An 18374-nucleotide genomic window follows, 5' to 3' on the forward strand; every position below is an offset into this window, starting at 1 on the left:
TGGTTTACCTATGACGAGCCCAGTATCGGCATATCACAATATCAAAAAGGCACTTCTGAGTGCCTTTTTCTGTATTCAATATATTAACAGTGGCTAAAACTGATGGCACAGAAAACGATTAAAACAGGGATAGCAGCTTTATCGCTGCCGCTACTGGTAAGTACCTCCCTTACCGCTCACGAGTTGGAAACGTTACCTTCCAACCAAAGCTTTACGGGTTTGACTTTTACCCCTAATGCGCAGTCGTTAAATTACGGAGACTTTTCTTTTACGTATGCTCAAGGCTTACCATGGAGAAAAGCCGTTCAGGATTTAGACTCTCTCAAGTTTTCGTTTGGTTTGCTGGAGGGTTTAGAGGCCCACGGAAGAATTGTCACTGACGATTATACCTCTAACTGTTTTTACGATTGTGGAGACATTCGTGATCTATCGATGTCTTTCAAATATCAGGTTCCTAACTTTTGGGGAACTGAGAATCTAGACTTTGCTTTAGGTATTCAAGATCTAGGTGGTTCTGCCAATCAGTTCAGCACTAAATATGCGGTTGCGGACTACTCTTTCGACTTTGCTCCAGTTCGAGTGTCGGCAGGTTACGGGTTCTCTGATATCGAATTGGGTGTGATGGATGGCCCATTCGGTGGTATTGAGTATCAACCATTGAGCTTTTTACAGGTTAGTGGGGAATACGATGCTGTGGAGTTCAACTCATCGGTAAAACTTTTTACTCCACAAGGTACACTGCCTTATGATGTGACAGCTTCACTCAGTTATCAGCTATATTCAGGCCACAATACAGATGAGCAAAATATCTGGAACGCGGCACTTTCAGTACCTCTAGTCACCGGGTACACGCGTTCTCGCGATTACTCTCGCAATAATGTCACGTTGATGGAAAGGCTGTCTTTGGAGCAGAAGAAAGCCAAAGAGGTTTCTATCTCTACTTTGGTGAGCACGCTTCGTAATGAAGGCTTCGTGAATATTCAAATTGGTCTGTTGAACCAAACGACGGTAGTTGCACTAGAAAACCGGCGTTATAACCATAACCAAGTCGACGGTTTAGGTGTTGCTATGGGGATCATTTCTAGTCACCTAGGTCAAAATGCCGTATCAGAAGTGGGCGGTGAGTCGGATCGCATTGAGCTAATTATGCTCGCAAACCAAAAGCCTGTTGTTAGTATGCAAGCGAATTCGTCTTGTTATCAAAGTTTTATCAATGGTTCTGCTGCGTGCGAGGATATTAAGTTCACGACACGAGATTTAGCCGAGAAACTTGAGCTGGTTAATTGGAAAACAGAGCGCGTAAATAGCGGTGTACTAGACTCTCAACTTGTTTTTTCACCTATGGTTCGCCATGCCGTTGCGACAGAGTTTGGGGTCTATGACTACTCCTTTGCCATGTCGAGCAACTTATATACCTATCTTTGGTCTGGTGCCGCTGTCGATGTTCGCCATATTCTGCCGTTAGCAGAAAGTGACGATTATGAAAAATGGGGATACTTTGAAGATAGCGCGTACGAGAATGATATCGAGCGTGCAATGTTGCATCAATTCTTCCGTTTGCCTTATGTTGATATCGCGAACCAAGTATCCGTCGGTTTGGCGAAAACAGATTATATTGGCGCGAGAAGTGAATCAACATGGTTTTCTCAGTCCGGTGCGCATGCCTTTAGCTTAGAAATGAGTTATTTCCAGCACGTTGATGAGAAAGATGAAAATGGCTACGAGACTCTCGATCGTCAAACTTCGCTAGCTCGCTATACTTTCTCAATGCCTGAATGGGATTGGCAGTTTAACGCGACAGCGGGTGAGTTTTGGCGAGGTGATGTCGGTGCCAAGCTAACAACCTCTCATTGGTTTGAGGATATTGAGGTTTCCGCTACTTATCAGGTTACTAAGTACAAAGATACTGATGAAGAGCAGTTTGTGGCTGTTTCAGTCAAGCTACCACTAACACCTTGGCATGATATGTTTCCTGGTTTGTTGCAGGTTCGAGGCAACGAGGCCTATGACTTTAATGTGATGACACGAGTAGGCAATGATGTGAATTACTTAAGTGATGGACAAGGTGATGAGTTTATCATGGACAACAGCATGCTACGTCGTTACTTCAACCGTGGCCGCTATGGTAGTGATTACTTTGAAGAGAATAAGATTCGCTTACGTAATGCCTACCTGCGTTACCTATCAACTCAGTTAGACTAAACCCATAGAGTAATACGATGTGCAAAAAGCGGCCAATGAGCCGCTTATTTATTTTCTAATGTATGAAGCTTAGGTTGCACAATATTGTTTCACTATCCAAAAATTAAAACTATTGATATTCTGATATAAGAACTAAAGATTAGGGTATTGGAATGAAAATAGCGGTTGCCGGTACGGGGTATGTCGGGCTCTCTAATGCGATGTTGTTAGCCCAAAACCACCAAGTTGTTGCACTTGATATTATAGAAAAAAAAGTTGAGCTGCTTAACAACAAATGCTCACCTATTGTAGATAAAGAAATTGAAGATTTTCTTTCTAATAGAAAACTAGACTTTACTGCTACCACGGATAAAGCGTTTGCCTACAAAGGGGCCGATTTTGTTGTTATAGCTACGCCAACGGATTATGACCCACAAACCAACTACTTTAATACTGCTTCCGTCGAAGCGGTGATAAAGGATGTAATATCGATTAACCCAAGTGCTGTAATGGTGATTAAATCTACAGTACCAGTGGGTTACACTGCGCGTATTAAGCAAGAGCTAGGTTGTGAAAACATTATTTTCTCACCAGAATTCCTGCGTGAAGGTAAGGCACTTTTCGATAACTTGCATCCTTCTCGTATTATTGTCGGGGAGCGTAGTGCGCGTGCTGAGACATTCGCCAACCTTCTCGTTGAAGGAGCGATAAAAGAAGATATCCCAGTCCTGTTTACTGACTCTACAGAAGCAGAAGCGGTTAAGTTATTCTCAAATACTTACCTTGCGATGCGCGTAGCTTATTTCAATGAGCTAGACTCTTACGCTGAGGCACATAATCTTGATTCTCGCCAAATTATAGAAGGTGTTGGCTTGGACCCGCGTATTGGCAACCACTACAACAACCCTTCGTTTGGATATGGCGGTTATTGTCTGCCAAAAGATACCAAGCAACTTCGTGCAAACTATCAAGATGTCCCAAACAGTATTATTGGGGCCATAGTGGAAGCCAATCGAACTCGTAAAGACTTTATTGCTGAGTCTATTCTCAAACGAGAACCTAAAGTTGTTGGGATCTACCGTTTGATAATGAAAGCCGGCTCAGATAATTTCCGAGCTTCGTCTATTCAAGGTATTATGAAGCGTATCAAGGCAAAGGGTATTGAAGTGGTGGTGTATGAGCCAGTACTTCAGGAGGATGAATTCTTTAACTCACGTGTAATCAACGATCTGAATGAGTTTAAACAAAGTGCAGATGTGATTGTTTCTAACCGTATGGTTGAAGAACTTGCTGATGTTGCTGATAAAGTTTATACGCGAGACCTATTTGGTAGTGATTAGACTTTAGTTACGATGATCGTGTGTAATATAATACGCAAACAAAAAGGGATGCATGATGCATCCCTTTGTTATTTCTACTCTCAGTAAAAACGAGATTAAGCTTTTGCTTTTGCCGCTGCTTTAGCGATTGCTGCGAAGCTCTTAGCGTCTAGAGAAGCGCCGCCAACTAGAGCACCGTCGATATCTGGTTGTGAGAAGTAAGCTTCAGCGTTTTCTGGCTTAACAGAGCCGCCGTATTGGATGATTACTTGTGCTGCAACTGCTTCGTCTTTCGCAGCGATAAGTGCGCGGATAGAAGCGTGGATGCGCTGTGCATCTTCAGCTGTTGCTGCTTTACCAGTACCGATAGCCCAGATTGGTTCGTAAGCGATGATTGCGCCGTTTAGAGCTTCAACACCGTAAGTGTCGATAACTGCGTTGATTTGACGTGCACATACAGCTTCAGTTTCGCCAGCTTCGTTTTGCGCTTCAGATTCACCGATACAGAAAACAGGTGTTAGGCCGTTTTCTTTTAGGAAGTTGAATTTCTTAGCGATAAACTCGTCAGATTCGTTGTGGTATTCACGACGCTCTGAGTGACCGATGATGATGTGAGTAGCACCGAAATCTTTCAGCATTTCTGGAGACATATCGCCAGTGAACGCACCGCTGTTGTTTAGGTCAGTGTTTTGAGCACCTAGGATGATCTTGTTACCGCCTTCAGCGATTACTCGCTCTGCTAGGTCGATGTAAAGTGCTGGTGGAGCGACTGCTACGTCAACACCTTCAACGCCTTCAAGCTCAGCGTTAAGACCAGTTAGCAGCTCAGTTACCATTGCTTTGCTGCCGTTTAGTTTCCAGTTACCCATCACTACAGGACGACGCATAGGAATATCTCCCTTATCTTTAATGTAAATAGTCAATTAATGTAAAAAATCTACGTAGGAATATAACAGAATAATGTGAACAGATCATGATTGGCGTCATGTCTTGTCCGGCTTTCTTTGTTGATTCGACCAAGCATCGATCCTGTTATTTTTGTCAAAAGCAACCGATTGGTGATCGCGTAGACAGAATGATAGTTCATTCCTCGGAAATTGCTGCTGAGATTGGTATTACTACGCGCTGGAATTAATTGTTGTAGAAAGGAATCAAAATGCCAAATCTCGTTTTAGAGTATTCAAACTCGGTGGAAGAACGCGTCAATGTTCAGGGGTTGCTGGAGGATTTACATAAAACGGCGTTAGAAAGTGGCCTTTTTGAACTCGCGTCGGTGAAATCTAGAACGCTCCGGTGCCACAATTGGTTAATTGGAGAAGAGGGCGATAGCCTCGATTTTATCCATATCAACTTTGATTTGTTATCTGGTCGCTCCCAAGAACAAAAGCGAGAACTGTCACGAGCCTTGATGGCGATTCTTCAAGAGCAAGTCAGTCACGTGCACAGTTTAACGGTCAATATCCGAGACATGGATATAGATAGCTTCCAAAAGGTAGTGAACTAGGTGGTGCTGGATTGCCCGAGAGTAGCGAGGGGTTATTGTTACGAATTCTCAGCCTGGCTCTGCTTGTTATATGGGCGTTGTGGGCACCCAAGCTATCGGTGTCCTTTCCAAACTATATCGACTCGGCTAATCTATAACCTTTCTACTTTGGGGTAAAATTTGATGTCGACTAAAGAGTTACTGTTTTCTTTTCAAGGACGTATAAACCGTAAAACCTACTGGATTTGGAACGTTATTTACTATGTGTCCATTCTAGGCTTTGGTGCCGGTATCAGCCAGCTGCTTCCTACTCTCTCTTATGTGCTTCTTCCTATTTTCTTGGTGGTTCTGTTGATCCCTGATTTGGCGATCACCACCAAGCGTTGGCACGACCGCAACAAATCGATATATTGGCTAGCACTGAATATTCCGTTGATTATAGGACGAATTGCCACGCCAATGACCAGCCCTGCCGCGCAAGAGCCGTCGACCCCACAGATGTTCGTCGCTTCCATTTCTCTGATTTGTGGTTTATGGATTCTAATTGAATGTGGCTTATTAAAAGGAACATCAGGACCAAACCAATATGGCCCTGAGCCGGAGTAATCGCTTTAAGTAACGTGCTCGCTGAAAGTAGATTCTTAGTCTCGCCGAGGCTCGCAAGAATGACGAACTCTTTTGATCTAGAGCTTGCTATTGTACCCGTCATTCTGAACAGTGGGGGGACGAGCATGATTCAGAATCTATCGTCCGCTTGAGCAGTAGCTAAGGTGAGTGGGAAAGAATAGGAGTTTGCTGTTACTTGACTCTTAGTCTCGCTGGAGCTCGCTAGAATGACGAGCTTTTTTGATCTAGAGCTTGCTATTTTAACCGTCATTCAGAACAGTGAGGGACGAGCATGATTCAGAATCTATCGTCCGCTTGAGCTGTGGCTAAGGTGAGCGGGAGAGAATAGGAGCTTGCTGTTACCAGATTCTTAGTCTCGCTAAGGCTCGCTAGAATGGCGAACTCTTTTGATTTAGAGACTGTTAAAGCCACTGTCATTCTGAACAATGAGGGACGAGCGTGATTCAGAATCTACGCACAGAGCGCTCCGAGTTTGAACTGAGCGAGTGAATTACAATGGCAAAGTAACAGCGAATCATGAAGGAGAATGAATCATCGATAGGACACCTTGCGTTTATATCCTAACGTCAAACAACAACGCCGTTCTTTACATTGGTGTTACCAGTCAGCTGCCTCAAAGAATATGGCAGCATAAAAACGGAGTAGTTGAGGGATTTACCAAGAAATACAACGTTCATAAGCTCGTTTACTTTGAGTTATTCGAAGATATGGCAACTGCCATAAACCGAGAAAAGCAGCTCAAGCAGTGGAAGCGTGAGTGGAAGTTAGCCTTGGTAAGAGAAACGAACCCTAACTTTCTCGATCTATCTACAGAGTATCAGTAAAAATCATCCCTACCTTTAAATGCCTCTAAGCTAACCACATCCGCTTTTTGAGTCGGTGCCGTTTCCCCTTGTAGCGCCGCTCTGAACTTCACGACCTGTTTTTGTAATTCGTTCATCAATACCACATTGGTGTGATGAGGGTTTTTACACGTGCTGATGACCCTATCGATGTGGCTTTGCTGAGCCCACAGTCTTTCTTGCATGTTTTCTGATGCGCTTTCGATCATCTCTTTTGCCATTTCATGACGAAATTGCTCAAAAGCTTCTGGGTCTTGCTCAGCCATTCGAACCATTTCATCGAATGGCGGAAGCGTTTGAGAAGGGGAGTGACGTAGAGTAGACATCAATGTTCTCCAAATCCTTATGGAAATTGCCTTTAGTTACTAAAAGCCTATACCACTAGAAAGAGGTGAGAGGATGAATTCTTCAGCCGTCTCACTTATAAGAGAAGCTTTCAAGCTTGAGATTGAATAAGTGCGGCATGTCGATGTTTGTTTGTGGTGGTTACTGCAGTTGTTGGATGCGGTACACACAGCGTCTTTGACCGCTGATGATATGCTCGGTGCGCTCTATTTTGGTGTCACGTCCAAGCAAAGACTGAAAGACGCTCAATTCCGATTGGCACAAGCTTGGGCAGCGAGTTGCGGCTTTACAAATCGGGCAGTGATTTTCGATCAAGATAAATCCGTTCTCATCTTGCTCAAGCTCGGCCATATAGCCTTCTTGTTCTCTTAGTGTCACAAGAGTTTCTAGTTTGCTTTGCAGAGAGTTACATTGCTCAAGATGCTGACGATAACTTTGTAACGTGAGTTTTTCTCTTTCCGATGTGACTTTGTCCAGTCCATCTTTGCCAAAAATGTGTTCGACAGCCTCTATAAACTGAATGGTCAACTCACCGTGACGGTCAGCAAATTGCTCATGACCTTTTTGAGTGAGAGACCAATGACGAGCAGGGCGACCTACTTTGACTTTGACGTCATGAATAGACAGGATGCCATCATCTTCTAAACTCTGCAGGTGCTGACGCGCCCCCATGGTTGTCATACCTAGCTCAGAAGAGAGTTGTTTTGCAGTGACGGAACCATCACGCTTAACGATTTGCAATATCCTATCTACGGTCTTCATATACCCACCATTTATACGTCAGTACATATTATGCGCGATAGGGTTAGTAAAGAAAAGTGTTGACTTAGTTTGAGTGGGGATCTGTTGGGTCTATGTTCATGCGAACCAATATATATCGCCACTCTGAACAGCGAGAAACGAGGTGATTCAGAATCTATCGTCCGATTGTGCTGCGGTTAAGGCGAGCAGGAAAGAATAGGAGCTTGTTACTACTAGATTCTTAGTCTCGCTGGAGCTCGCTAGAATGACGAGCTCTTTTGATTTTGAGCTTGCTGTGGTGACCGTCATTCTGAACAGCGAGGAACGAGTGTGATTCAGAATCTATCGTCCGATTGTGCAGTGGTTAAGGCGAGCAGGAAAGAATAGGAGTTTGCTGTTACTAGATTTCTGAGTCTCGCTAGAATGACGAGTTCTTTTGATTTAGAGCTTATTAAAGTCACCGTCATTCTGAACAACGAGGAACGAGTGTGATTCAGAATCTATTGCTTGGTTGTGCGGAAAGAAAGGCTCACACTCAGATTGAGCGAGAGCCTCACACAATGCTTAAAGAATAATATCACGCACTTCTGGATCTTTACGATCTAGGTAGTGAGTCGACTTAATGCGACGAATAGTACGGCATCGACCACGCACGAGCAGCGTTTCTGTGGTTGCGATATTGCCTTGGCGAGAGATGCCTTCTAGCAAGTCACCTTTAGTAATGCCTGTTGCTGAGAATACCACGTTGTCGCTGCGTGCCATGTCTTCCATTTTGAGGACAACATTCGCTTTTACGCCCATTTCATCGCAGCGTTTTAGTTCGTCTGCGCCGTAAATGCGGTTTTCTTCAGTATCGCCTTTTACTTCGTGACGCGGAAGTAGACGACCGTGCATGTCACCGTCTAGCGCTCGAATCACCGCGGCTGAGACGACCCCTTCTGGCGCGCCGCCAATACAGTACATCATGTCCACTTCACTGTCTGGCATACAAGTCAGAATAGAGGCAGCCACGTCACCATCAGGCACCGCAAAGACACGTACGCCCATTGCTTGCATTTCTGCAATAACGTCATCGTGGCGAGGTTTCGCAAGGGTAATAACGACTAAGGTATCAAGTGGTTTGTTCAGGGCTTTTGCTACGTTCTCTAGGTTCTCTTTTAACGGCTTTTCTAAGTCAATCACGCCTTTTGCACCAGGGCCAACAACCAGTTTTTCCATGTACATATCTGGCGCTTTAAGAAAGCTGCCTTTCTCACCTGCGGCAAGTACGGCTAGTGCGTTTGATTGTCCCATTGCCGTCATACGCGTCCCTTCAATCGGGTCGACTGCAATATCTACTTCATCACCACCAATACCCACTTGCTCACCAATGTATAGCATTGGCGCATCATCGATTTCACCCTCACCAATGACAATTTCACCACTGATATCTGTTTTGTTCAGTAGGGTGCGCATAACTTCAACAGCTGCGCCATCGGCTGCATTTTTATCGCCACGGCCAAGCCATTTGTAACCAGCCAAAGCTGCACCTTCAGTCACACGGGAAAATGCCATTGCTAAATCGCGTTTCATGATGTCTCCAAGTAAGCAAGAGGGAAGAAGAATTTGCGCGGCGATTCTATCACAACGTAGGGTAAACGTTTGCCTTTTGCGGAGCTTTTACTTTATCTAACTTGAATTTGATCAATACTTAGGGCGATCTTCAGCGTGGCGGGAGGCAAAATCCTTGCTCAAAAATGCTTCGGCGATAAGAAAAGTCAGCGTTTAGTGAGATTGCGCTGATTTTTTGACCGAATGATGCAAAATATCGAATATAGTGAGTGTTTCTCATCGCGACGCTGAGTAGAATGAACCTTATATAGGTTAGGTGTGCATCAATCTCGCACATCGTCCCAACGGAATAACATAGGTAGGCCAAGATGTCTTTTGAAGTACTAGAACAACTAGAATCTAAAATTCAAACTGCAGTTGACACAATCACTCTTCTTCAGATGGAAGTCGAAGAGCTGAAAGAAGATAAAGCTAAACTTGCGGAAGAAGCGAACGAGCTTCGCTCTCAACGTGAAGAGCTAGAGCAAAAAGCACAACAAGCACAGCAAGAGCACGCACAATGGCAAGAGCGCATTCGTGCACTACTTGGCAAAATGGACGAAGTGGAATAATCCGGCTTCTTCATTCCAAATTAAAAACACCCGCGTTAAGCGGGTGTTTGTGTTTTGGGCAAGTTGAAAATCGTTGGGACAAGCTCGATTCTTATAGCCAAGAGAAGGTCCTATAACTTAGGTTCCTAAGACTCGTTATTCTTCTTCTTCATCCAACTCTAAATCAATATTCAATGGCTCAGGCGACAGGATGATCCCAGTGCTATCAGCATAAATATAATCTTCAGGTAAGAAGCTGACGCCGCCAAAGTTGACTGGTACATCTAATTCGCCGATACCCTGGCTGGTCGCTCCAACAGGAATAGAAGCGAGGGCTTGAATGCCTAAGTTCATATCTTCAAGTTCATCTACTTCACGAACACAGCCGTAAACGACAATGCCTTCCCACTCGTTTTCTTCCGCAATAGTTGCGATTTCTGCATCGATAAGGGCTTTACGTAGGGAACCGCCACCGTCAATTAACAAAACGCGACCAAGTCCATCTTGCTCTAATGTCTCGCGGATCAACGAATTATCTTCAAAACACTTGATGGTGGTGATTTGCCCGGCAAATGAAGCGCGACCGCCAAAATTACTGAACATTGGTTCAACCACATCTACCTGATCGAGGTAGATATCACAGAGTGCTGAGGTATTGTATTCCATAGCGTACCTTTCTAAACAGAAATTGGTTGTCTTTGAGTATATCTAGGCATTAAGTCAATGCAATGACAATCCTTTTTTAACTTACTAGAGTTTGAGCTACCACAATTGTTGCAAACAAAACGTTGGTGACTAAAGAGCATTTCACGATGACTGGCATCATTGGTGCTATCTGAGCGGGCTTTTGTGTATGCCAAACCGCTTTACCATGATCGGCCACGAAATAAATACTAAGTAAAAATGGCAAGCTAATCCAAACGGGTTTGTCTTGAATTAACAAGTAAGCCGCAAAGGCAAGAATAGCACCGCCAAGTAAAACAAAGTGATACTGCTTGGCTTTGCGTTGACCCAAACGCACTGCGACTGTGCGTTTACCACACTCTCGGTCGTTCTCGATATCACGCATATTGTTGATGTTGAGTACTGCAACGGCGAGTAAACCGCAGCCTAGAGCAGGTAAGAATAGCGTGGTATCTACGTGACCAGTATGCAAGAAATAGGTACCGGATACGCCGAGTAGACCAAAAAACAAGAAAACTGAAATATCGCCAAGCCCCACGTAACCGTATGGTTTGCTACCCATGGTATAAGCAATGGCTGCGAGAATGGCCAAAATTCCCAGCCCGATAAACGTCACAATGCTTTCTAGTGAGCTTAGTGAATAGAAAACTAACACCAAGCCAGAAATGGCGGTCAGAACGATGTTAAAGATAATCGCCTGTTTCATTTGTTTCGCACTTACCGCGCCAGACTGCATCGCTCGTAATGGGCCAAGGCGTTTGTCGTTATCTGTACCTTGAACGGCATCGCCATAGTCGTTCGCAAGGTTGGACAGAATTTGCAGTAACGTCGCGGTTACGAAAGCCATGATGGCAATTGTCAGTGAAAAATGACCCGCCGAGTAGGCGAGTACGCTACCCGTTAAGATAGAGACTAACGCCAGAGGTAGTGTTTTTGGGCGAGCGGCTTCAAGCCAGATCTGTAAAGATTGTTTCATGGAAATTTCGTGCTAGTAACCAATGTGCCCAGTATAAGCACAAAGAGGCAGATACGCTATTGACCTAAAACAACTCAACTAGAAGTCAAAGGGTGACGGAGAAGGAAAACAGTTTCGATATTTGAGGCAATAAAATAGCCCTCTTTTTGGAAAGTGAAGGGTACGGAGAACGCTGCTATTAGATTCTTAGTCTCGCTTGAGCTCGCTAGAATGACGAGATCTTTTGATTTAGCTGTTGTCAAAGTCACCGCCATTCTGAACAACGAGGAACGAGTGTGATTCAGAATCTATCATCCGATTGTGTGGTGGTTAAGGTGGGTGGGAAAGAATAGGGTGTGCTGTTACTAGATTCTTCGTCTCGCTGGAGCTCGCTAGAATGACGAGTTCTTTCGATTTAGAGCTTATTAAAGTCACTGTCATTCTGAACAGCGAGGAGCGAGGAGCGAGGTGATTCAGAATCTATCATCCGATTGTGCGGTGGTTAAGGTGAGCTGGAAAGAATAGGGTGTGCTGTTACTAGATTCTTAGTCTCGCTTGAGCTCGCTAGAATGACCAGATCTTTTGATCTAGGTGTTGTCACAGTAACCGTCATTCTAAACAAAAAAGCCCAGAAACAAGGTTCTGGGCTTTGGTAAAATAGATTGCGATTAAAGAATAAAGCGGCTTAGATCTTCATCTTCAATCGTGTCGCCTAGGCGCTCTTTCACATAAGCGGCATCGATAACAAACTTCGCGCCAGATTGCTCTGCTGCATCGTAAGAGATTTCATCCATTAAGCGCTCCATAACGGTATGCAAGCGACGAGCACCGATGTTTTCTGTACTTTCGTTGACCGTCCATGCCGCTTCCGCGATTTGCGTGATGCCATCTTCTGTGAACTCGATGTCCACATCTTCCGTTTTCATCAACGCAACGTACTGCTCTGTTAGAGAGGCTTTTGGCTCTGTCAGAATGCGTTTGAAGTCGTTGCTGCTTAGTGCTTCTAGCTCAACGCGAATTGGTAGACGACCTTGCAATTCTGGGATCAAGTCAGATGGTTTTGCCACTTGGAATGCACCAGATGCAACAAACAGAATGTGGTCTGTTTTTACCATGCCGTGCTTGGTTGATACCGTGCTGCCTTCAATCAATGGAAGTAGATCGCGCTGAACACCTTCGCGTGAAACGTCTGGGCCTGAGCTCTCACCGCGTTTACAGATCTTGTCAATCTCATCGATAAATACGATGCCGTTGTTTTCAACGTTGAAAATCGCTGCTTCTTTTAGCTCTTCTTGGTTAACCAATTTCGCCGCTTCTTCTTCCGCTAGCGCTTTCATCGCGTCTTTGATTTTCAGCTTACGCTTTTTCTTAGTATCGCCAGCTAGGTTTTGGAACATGCCTTGCAGCTGATTTGTCATCTCTTCCATACCTGGGGGCGCCATGATCTCTACGCCCATTTGCGGTGCGGCTACGTCGATTTCAATTTCTTTATCGTCTAGCTGGCCTTCACGCAATTTTTTACGGAAAATCTGGCGAGTGTGAGAAGACTCTTCCGTTTGCTCTGCTTGACCCCAGCTATCACGTGCTGGTGGCAGTAGCGCATCAAGAATGCGTTCTTCCGCTTGCTCTTCAGCGCGGAATTTTACTTTTTCCATCGCTTGTTGATGCGTCATTTTTACCGCGACATCAGTCAGATCACGGATGATAGTTTCAACTTCTTTACCAACGTAACCCACTTCTGTGAATTTTGTTGCTTCAACTTTGATGAATGGTGCATTTGCCAGTTTTGCTAGGCGGCGTGCGATTTCAGTCTTACCAACACCAGTAGGACCAATCATCAAAATGTTTTTTGGCGTCACTTCGGCACGCAAGCTTTCTTCAAGCTGCATACGGCGCCAGCGGTTACGAAGTGCAATCGCAACCGAACGCTTGGCTTTTTCTTGACCGATAATGTGGCGGTTCAATTCATGAACGATTTCGCGAGGCGTCATTTCAGACATATTCTTTCCTTACTTCGTTACGATTACGCGGTTGGTTTTTCAGGCTCTACTGTTGAGTCTAGCTCTTCTACCGTGTGGTGATGGTTAGTGAAGACACAAATATCACCCGCGATATTGAGAGATTTTTCCGCGATCTCACGAGCATCTAGATCTGTGTTTTCTAGTAGGGCGGTTGCGGCAGCTTGTGCGTAAGCACCACCAGAGCCAATCGCAATCAGGTCGTGTTCTGGCTGTACGACATCACCATTACCGGTAATGATTAACGATGCGGTTTCGTCGGCAACGGCAAGCAAGGCTTCGAGCTTGCGCAGAGCACGATCGCTACGCCAGTCTTTGGCTAGCTCAACTGCCGCTTTAGTTAGGTGGCCTTGGTGCATTTGCAGCTTGCTTTCGAAGCGCTCAAAAAGGGTGAAGGCATCCGCAGTGCCGCCAGCAAAGCCCGCTAGTACTTGGTTGTTGTATAGGCGGCGAACTTTGCGCGCATTACCTTTCATTACGGTATTGCCTAGAGATACTTGGCCATCACCCGCGATGACGACTTTATTATTTCGACGTACAGATACAATGGTAGTCACAGTCGACCTCTTGATTATTTCTCTTTGGATTTAATTCAGTATATGGGGGAGGGGAAATAGGGATTCAAGGGGGCAAAAAGAAAGGCCCTAGGATCTTAGCTCCTAGGGCCTGAGTTTAAAGATTTTCTTTCCAAATCGCACATGGCTCGATTTTCGCGCGTTGCAGTTTATGACGGTCACGTTCTGCATCACGTTTGAACTTATACGGACCTAGCACCACGCGATACCATGAACTGCCTTCTTTCTTACGAATCTTGCTCGACATCCCTTGGAACGCGATTGCAAGCTTGCGCTCTTCCGCTTGTGCCTGGGTTTTGTACGCGCCACACTGCATGATGTAAGGAATTTTAGAAACTTCAATTTCTTTGGCCACAACTTCAACTTCACGTTTCGGTAGTGACTCAACATATTCCCACTTTTCTTCTGGTGGTGGCGGCAAGTCTTTTTTCGGCTTTGGTTTGCTTACAGTGGTTGTTGGCTGCTTCACGACAGGTGGTTTTGGTTCTGGGTCGCTACTCAAAAGGTAAAGACCATAGCCAAAACCGCCCACGAGCAAGATAGCGAGCAGGCCACTACGCCAAGGTTTTTTTCTTCTCGGCGGCTGTTTTTTTGTCGACTTTTTTGGGGCGCCTCGCCCCCGTCTTACATAATCTCTATTTGCCACGGTTATTTCTGGTCATCAAGGATTCTTGCAAATATGTTAATCCAGAACGAGTTGAGAAAACACCCTATTGATAGAATCTTGATAGCTAAAGCGCGACAACGCCCGAGTGTAGGAGTGTGTTTCCGTTCTTGCTTATATTTATTCGGGGATACACAAAAAGCAGGAGGGGCAAATAAAAAGCGGCGCCTTAGCACCGCTTTGGGTATGAATACCTAATCTTTAGGTTAAGGGCGCTGTGGTGGCGCTGCACTTCCGCGAATGACGAGGTTAGTTTCAAGTAGGCGCGAGCCTGAATGCACGTCGTGGCCTTTTAACATCTCGAGCATCATTAGCATTGCTTGTCGACCAATCTCATAGCGAGGCTGAGAGATGGTGGTCAACGGTGGATCGCAGTACTGAGCGAAGTTAATGTCATCAAAGCCCACAACGGAGAGATCTTGCGGTACTCGTAAGCCAAGCTTTTTCGCTTCTTGAATTGCGCCGATGGCCATTGTGTCACAGTGACAGAAAATAGCCGTTGGTGGCTCAGGTAATTCGAGCAGTTTGCGAACGGCTTTTGCTCCGCCATCAAAAGAGAACTCAGTAATGACACTATATTGTGGATCTTTATTGATGCCGGCACGGCGCAGGGCTTGTTGGTAGCCTTGCTGGCGGAACTGACACAATATTGCCGTATCTGGCCCCGAGATTTGCGCGATGCGTTTATGACCTAGTTGGGTTAGGTAATTCACCGCTTCAAATGCTGAGGTCAGGTTGTCAATATGTACTGTCGGAAGTTCTAACTCTGGCGCAAATTCACACGCCATTACCATCGGAGGTAAGTTCTTTTGTTCTGGCTTACTGACATCGAACGGTAGATCTGTGCCAAGCAGTAGCATTCCATCCGCCTGCTTAGTAAATACGAGGTTAACGAAAGAACTTTCGCGTTTCTTCTGTTGTCCGCTATCGCCCAGCAGGACTAGATAGCCATGTTCCATGGCAGCATCTTCAATACCGCGAATAATTTCAGAAAAATAAGGATCACAGATGTCGGGAACGATAGTGACAATGGTTTTTGATTCGTTTCTACGTAAGTTACGCGCTAATGAGTTTGGAGAATAACCCGCTTCAAGTACGGCATCTTCTACTCTTTTTCTCGTTGAAGAAGAGACCTTCTCTGGGTTCATTAATGCTCGAGATACCGTAGCCGTAGACACTCCCGCAAGCTGGGCAACATCCTTCATTGTCGCCATAGTTTTTAACCTCTCGTTTATTTTTTGCCAAGATGACGTTATTCCGGTTTGAAATCATAGTAATCACGCTGAGTTAGAGCAGCGTTTGCTCTTCGCTCAGTTCGTGTTAACAAGTGGAAAAATGGATTCTTCACTGCGACATCAATTTGTGGGAATAGTCATTGTTTTAATCTAAGCCTGTGCGAACAAGTCACTTTAGACTTTTCTAATTTGGATAGTCTATTCATTTCTAAAGTGAAAGTTACGGTCTGTTTAACAAAAATTGCAATCCCGTCGTGATGCTCGTCACATTAAATGGTAATTCATTACATAGTTAAACGTTTGCTAGCTGAGATCTTGTGGCTCTATGTCTAAATTCCAGCGAACTTTCTTGGCATTTGGCAACAACTCAATAGCAGGTTTGGCACTGGTTAATAACTTTTGCATCAATGAACGATGCTGGGTTTGAAGTAACAGCTGCCAGCGGTATTTACCAGCCCGCTTGGCCAAAGGTGAAGGAGTGGGGCCTAAAACCATGCAGGAATCATCGAACAGAGGGTGTGATTCTAACGTAAAGCGAACCTGACGCAGGAAGCCTTCAACTACCTCACTTTGGTTTGCTTCTGCTTTAAACAGAGTCAAGAAACTATAAGGCGGAAGCTGAGCCAGTTTGCGTTCTTCCAGAGCTGTCATAGCAAAGTGACGATAGTCTTTTTGAAGTAGGGCTTGCAGCAAGCTGTGCTCAGGATGGTGAGTTTGCAGGATCACTTCGCCAGGTTTACTTGCTCGGCCAGCACGACCTGCGACCTGAATAAACAGCTGAGCTAATCGCTCCGAAGCGCGGAAGTCACTACTATATAGAGAGCCATCAACATCCAAAAGAGCAACGAGCGTTACATTTGGAAAGTGGTGCCCCTTAGCCAGCATTTGAGTGCCTATCAGTATTTGGTATTCACCTTTACGAATCGACTCAAGGGCATCTTCCAAGCTACCTTTGCGACGTGTGCTGTCTCTGTCGATGCGAATGGCTTTGTATTCTGGAAACAACTGAGCCAATTGTTGTTCGAGCTGTTCCGTTCCTACGCCGACGGTAACCAGTTGAGTTGAACCACACCCCTGACACTGATGAATGACAGGTTGTTGTGAACCACAGTGATGGCAGCGTATTTCGTTGCTGTAATGGTGGAACGTATAGTACGCATCACAGCGTTTACATTCTGCAATCCAACCACATTCATGGCACATCAAAGCGGGCGAGAAACCTCGGCGGTTAAGAAACAACATAACCTGATTGCCCATTTTTAAGTGTTTGCGCATTTCGGCAATCAGTTGGGCGGATAAGCCACTTTCTAAATACTGACCTTTTACATCTAACACTTTATTGGTGGTTGGCACGGCAGAGCCAGCTCGTTGGGTGAGTGTTAAATGGTGATATTTACCAGACAGTGCATTATGTAGGGTTTCTAACGCTGGCGTCGCTGAGCCAAGGACAATCGGTACTTGCTCTTTATGGGCACGCATGACGGCAACATCACGGGCATGGTAACGCAAGCTGTCTTGTTGCTTATACGAGGCGTCATGCTCTTCATCAACGATAATAATCCCCAAGTCAGCAAAAGGTGTCAGTAGGGCTGAGCGCGTACCAATGATGATCCCCGCGGCTTTATCGCGAGCCGATAACCAGGCGTTCAAACGCTCTGTTTCATTCAAACCGGAATGAATCACATCTACCGGGACATTAAATCGATGTTTAAAGCGGTTGATGGTTTGGGGCGTTAGACCGATCTCAGGTACTAAAACTAGTGCCTGTTTCCCTTGCTCTAGAACTGGCTTGATAAGGTTTAAGTAAACTTCGGTTTTACCGGATCCCGTGACCCCTTCTAATAAATAGCAAGCAAAGCCCGTTTGGCTATTTACGCTGGCAATCGCGAGTGCTTGTTCATGGTTAAGCTTTGGTTTCTCTACCGCACACTCTACATTTTGACTCCATTTCGTAATGGTCGGCTTTTTCTCGATGCGCTCGACCCAACCTTTTTCTTCGAGATTTTTTAAGATGGTCGAGTTTACTTCTTGATCCAAGAGCTCTTGATGCGAGATTGGGCCGTTGATCATCATTTGGAGTGCACGCTGTTGTTTTATCGCACGTCCAAGCCCTTGCATGAGCTTATTTCTTCCTGCTTCTGTCAGTTGCCATTCTTGTAGCGTTGCAAAGTCGGCCGGTTTGCCTTTCCTCAACGCGGCAGGCATTGCATTGTGTAGAGTGTCACCTAGAGGGTACTGATAGAACTGGCTGCACCAATTTAGCAGAGAATAAAGCGTCTCTGACCATATCGGTTGGGAGTCTAATACCGCTTTGATTGGCTTAAGCTGATCTTTAGGAAAGTCGGAGTGGTTCACCATGGCGGTGACGATGCCCACTAAGGTTTGGCGTCCAAAAGGTACGGAAACGCGTCCACCAATGATCGGAAACAGGTGCCCCGGAATGGCGTAATCAAATTGTTTGTCGAGCGGAACGGGTAATGCCACTCTAGCAATGGTTGGACGCATAAATTCTTAGCTATTAAAAAGAGGGAAAGGAAATGAGAGTCTATTAAAATCGGTATGGA

At 45.2% G+C, this 18374-nt stretch carries 17 protein-coding genes; 6 read left to right on the forward strand and 11 right to left on the reverse strand.

Going from position 1 to position 18374, the window contains the following annotated elements; genetic code table 11:
* Positions 1-102: 102 nt before the first annotated feature.
* Positions 103-2202, forward strand: coding sequence for a YjbH domain-containing protein (locus tag LIX84_RS13165; protein ID WP_226421500.1), 2100 nt, complete (start codon positions 103-105; stop codon positions 2200-2202).
* A 152-nt stretch (positions 2203-2354) separates the two neighbouring features.
* Positions 2355-3521 (forward strand): nucleotide sugar dehydrogenase, encoded by a 1167-nt coding sequence (locus LIX84_RS13170; protein WP_226421501.1) that lies wholly within the window; start codon positions 2355-2357, stop codon positions 3519-3521.
* A 95-nt stretch (positions 3522-3616) separates the two neighbouring features.
* On the opposite strand, the gene tpiA is transcribed toward LIX84_RS13170, so the two are convergent.
* Positions 3617-4387 (reverse strand): triose-phosphate isomerase, encoded by a 771-nt coding sequence (tpiA, locus tag LIX84_RS13175; RefSeq protein ID WP_005384863.1) that lies wholly within the window; start codon positions 4385-4387, stop codon positions 3617-3619.
* Positions 4388-4656: 269 nt separating this feature from the next.
* Between tpiA and LIX84_RS13180 the strand changes: the two genes are divergently transcribed.
* From LIX84_RS13180 to LIX84_RS13190, 3 genes are all read left to right on the forward strand, one after another.
* On the forward strand, positions 4657-5004 hold the full coding sequence (locus LIX84_RS13180) for a 5-carboxymethyl-2-hydroxymuconate Delta-isomerase (protein WP_226421502.1): 348 nt from the start codon (positions 4657-4659) through the stop codon (positions 5002-5004).
* A 162-nt stretch (positions 5005-5166) separates the two neighbouring features.
* Complete coding sequence (locus LIX84_RS13185) at positions 5167-5589, forward strand: DUF805 domain-containing protein (RefSeq protein ID WP_005379526.1); 423 nt, start codon at positions 5167-5169, stop codon at positions 5587-5589.
* A 578-nt stretch (positions 5590-6167) separates the two neighbouring features.
* On the forward strand, positions 6168-6434 hold the full coding sequence (locus tag LIX84_RS13190) for a GIY-YIG nuclease family protein (RefSeq protein ID WP_371131107.1): 267 nt from the start codon (positions 6168-6170) through the stop codon (positions 6432-6434).
* Here LIX84_RS13190 and LIX84_RS13195 read toward each other — a convergent pair.
* The 3 genes from LIX84_RS13195 to glpX all read right to left on the reverse strand — a co-directional run bounded on the left by LIX84_RS13195 (position 6428) and on the right by glpX (position 9110).
* On the reverse strand, positions 6428-6778 hold the full coding sequence (locus tag LIX84_RS13195) for a DUF3135 domain-containing protein (protein ID WP_226421503.1): 351 nt from the start codon (positions 6776-6778) through the stop codon (positions 6428-6430). The two genes, LIX84_RS13190 and LIX84_RS13195, sit on opposite strands and share 7 nt — an antisense overlap.
* Positions 6779-6938: 160 nt before the next feature.
* A complete protein-coding gene (locus LIX84_RS13200; protein ID WP_048626579.1) occupies positions 6939-7559 on the reverse strand; it encodes a helix-turn-helix transcriptional regulator in 621 nt (206 codons plus the stop codon).
* A 543-nt stretch (positions 7560-8102) separates the two neighbouring features.
* Positions 8103-9110, reverse strand: coding sequence for a class II fructose-bisphosphatase (gene glpX, locus LIX84_RS13205; protein WP_005383180.1), 1008 nt, complete (start codon positions 9108-9110; stop codon positions 8103-8105).
* A gap of 347 nt (positions 9111-9457) precedes the next feature.
* Here glpX and zapB point away from each other — a divergent pair, with 347 nt between their 5' ends.
* On the forward strand, positions 9458-9700 hold the full coding sequence (gene zapB, locus LIX84_RS13210; RefSeq protein ID WP_005379536.1) for a cell division protein ZapB: 243 nt from the start codon (positions 9458-9460) through the stop codon (positions 9698-9700).
* Positions 9701-9835: 135 nt separating this feature from the next.
* On the opposite strand, the gene rraA is transcribed toward zapB, so the two are convergent.
* From rraA to priA, 7 genes are all read right to left on the reverse strand, one after another.
* Complete coding sequence (gene rraA, locus LIX84_RS13215; protein ID WP_170902420.1) at positions 9836-10345, reverse strand: ribonuclease E activity regulator RraA; 510 nt, start codon at positions 10343-10345, stop codon at positions 9836-9838.
* 76 nt (positions 10346-10421) lie between these two features.
* The gene (locus tag LIX84_RS13220; protein WP_005397953.1) at positions 10422-11339 is read right to left on the reverse strand and encodes a 1,4-dihydroxy-2-naphthoate polyprenyltransferase; all 918 of its coding nucleotides are present in this window, start codon (positions 11337-11339) and stop codon (positions 10422-10424) included.
* Positions 11340-11986: 647 nt separating this feature from the next.
* Positions 11987-13318, reverse strand: a complete 1332-nt coding sequence (gene hslU, locus LIX84_RS13225; RefSeq protein ID WP_006742475.1) for an HslU--HslV peptidase ATPase subunit — start codon at positions 13316-13318, stop codon at positions 11987-11989.
* Positions 13319-13341: 23 nt separating this feature from the next.
* A complete protein-coding gene (gene hslV, locus LIX84_RS13230; RefSeq protein WP_226421504.1) occupies positions 13342-13893 on the reverse strand; it encodes an ATP-dependent protease subunit HslV in 552 nt (183 codons plus the stop codon).
* Positions 13894-14008: 115 nt separating this feature from the next.
* Positions 14009-14557 carry a cell division protein FtsN gene (gene ftsN, locus LIX84_RS13235; RefSeq protein ID WP_053809480.1) on the reverse strand — a complete coding sequence of 183 codons (549 nt, stop codon included), beginning with the start codon at positions 14555-14557 and terminating at the stop codon, positions 14009-14011.
* A gap of 224 nt (positions 14558-14781) precedes the next feature.
* Positions 14782-15810 (reverse strand): DNA-binding transcriptional regulator CytR, encoded by a 1029-nt coding sequence (gene cytR, locus LIX84_RS13240; protein WP_254901949.1) that lies wholly within the window; start codon positions 15808-15810, stop codon positions 14782-14784.
* Between the two features lie 303 nt (positions 15811-16113).
* Positions 16114-18315: a primosomal protein N' gene (gene priA / locus LIX84_RS13245; protein ID WP_226421505.1), complete on the reverse strand. Its 2202-nt coding sequence runs from the start codon at positions 18313-18315 to the stop codon at positions 16114-16116.
* Positions 18316-18374 lie beyond the last annotated feature (59 nt).

The sequence above is a fragment of the Vibrio sp. E14 genome, assembly GCF_020515785.1.
Taxonomy (GTDB): domain Bacteria; phylum Pseudomonadota; class Gammaproteobacteria; order Enterobacterales; family Vibrionaceae; genus Vibrio; species Vibrio diabolicus.

Coding starts and splice junctions, on each gene's coding strand:
- LIX84_RS13165 (WP_226421500.1), top strand. CDS start 103: ATGGCACAGAAAACGATTAAAACAGGGATAGCAGCTTTATCGCTGCCG.
- LIX84_RS13170 (WP_226421501.1), top strand. CDS start 2,355: ATGAAAATAGCGGTTGCCGGTACGGGGTATGTCGGGCTCTCTAATGCG.
- tpiA (WP_005384863.1), bottom strand. CDS start 4,387: ATGCGTCGTCCTGTAGTGATGGGTAACTGGAAACTAAACGGCAGCAAA.
- LIX84_RS13180 (WP_226421502.1), top strand. CDS start 4,657: ATGCCAAATCTCGTTTTAGAGTATTCAAACTCGGTGGAAGAACGCGTC.
- LIX84_RS13185 (WP_005379526.1), top strand. CDS start 5,167: ATGTCGACTAAAGAGTTACTGTTTTCTTTTCAAGGACGTATAAACCGT.
- LIX84_RS13195 (WP_226421503.1), bottom strand. CDS start 6,778: ATGTCTACTCTACGTCACTCCCCTTCTCAAACGCTTCCGCCATTCGAT.
- LIX84_RS13200 (WP_048626579.1), bottom strand. CDS start 7,559: ATGAAGACCGTAGATAGGATATTGCAAATCGTTAAGCGTGATGGTTCC.
- glpX (WP_005383180.1), bottom strand. CDS start 9,110: ATGAAACGCGATTTAGCAATGGCATTTTCCCGTGTGACTGAAGGTGCA.
- zapB (WP_005379536.1), top strand. CDS start 9,458: ATGTCTTTTGAAGTACTAGAACAACTAGAATCTAAAATTCAAACTGCA.
- rraA (WP_170902420.1), bottom strand. CDS start 10,345: ATGGAATACAATACCTCAGCACTCTGTGATATCTACCTCGATCAGGTA.
- LIX84_RS13220 (WP_005397953.1), bottom strand. CDS start 11,339: ATGAAACAATCTTTACAGATCTGGCTTGAAGCCGCTCGCCCAAAAACA.
- hslU (WP_006742475.1), bottom strand. CDS start 13,318: ATGTCTGAAATGACGCCTCGCGAAATCGTTCATGAATTGAACCGCCAC.
- priA (WP_226421505.1), bottom strand. CDS start 18,315: ATGCGTCCAACCATTGCTAGAGTGGCATTACCCGTTCCGCTCGACAAA.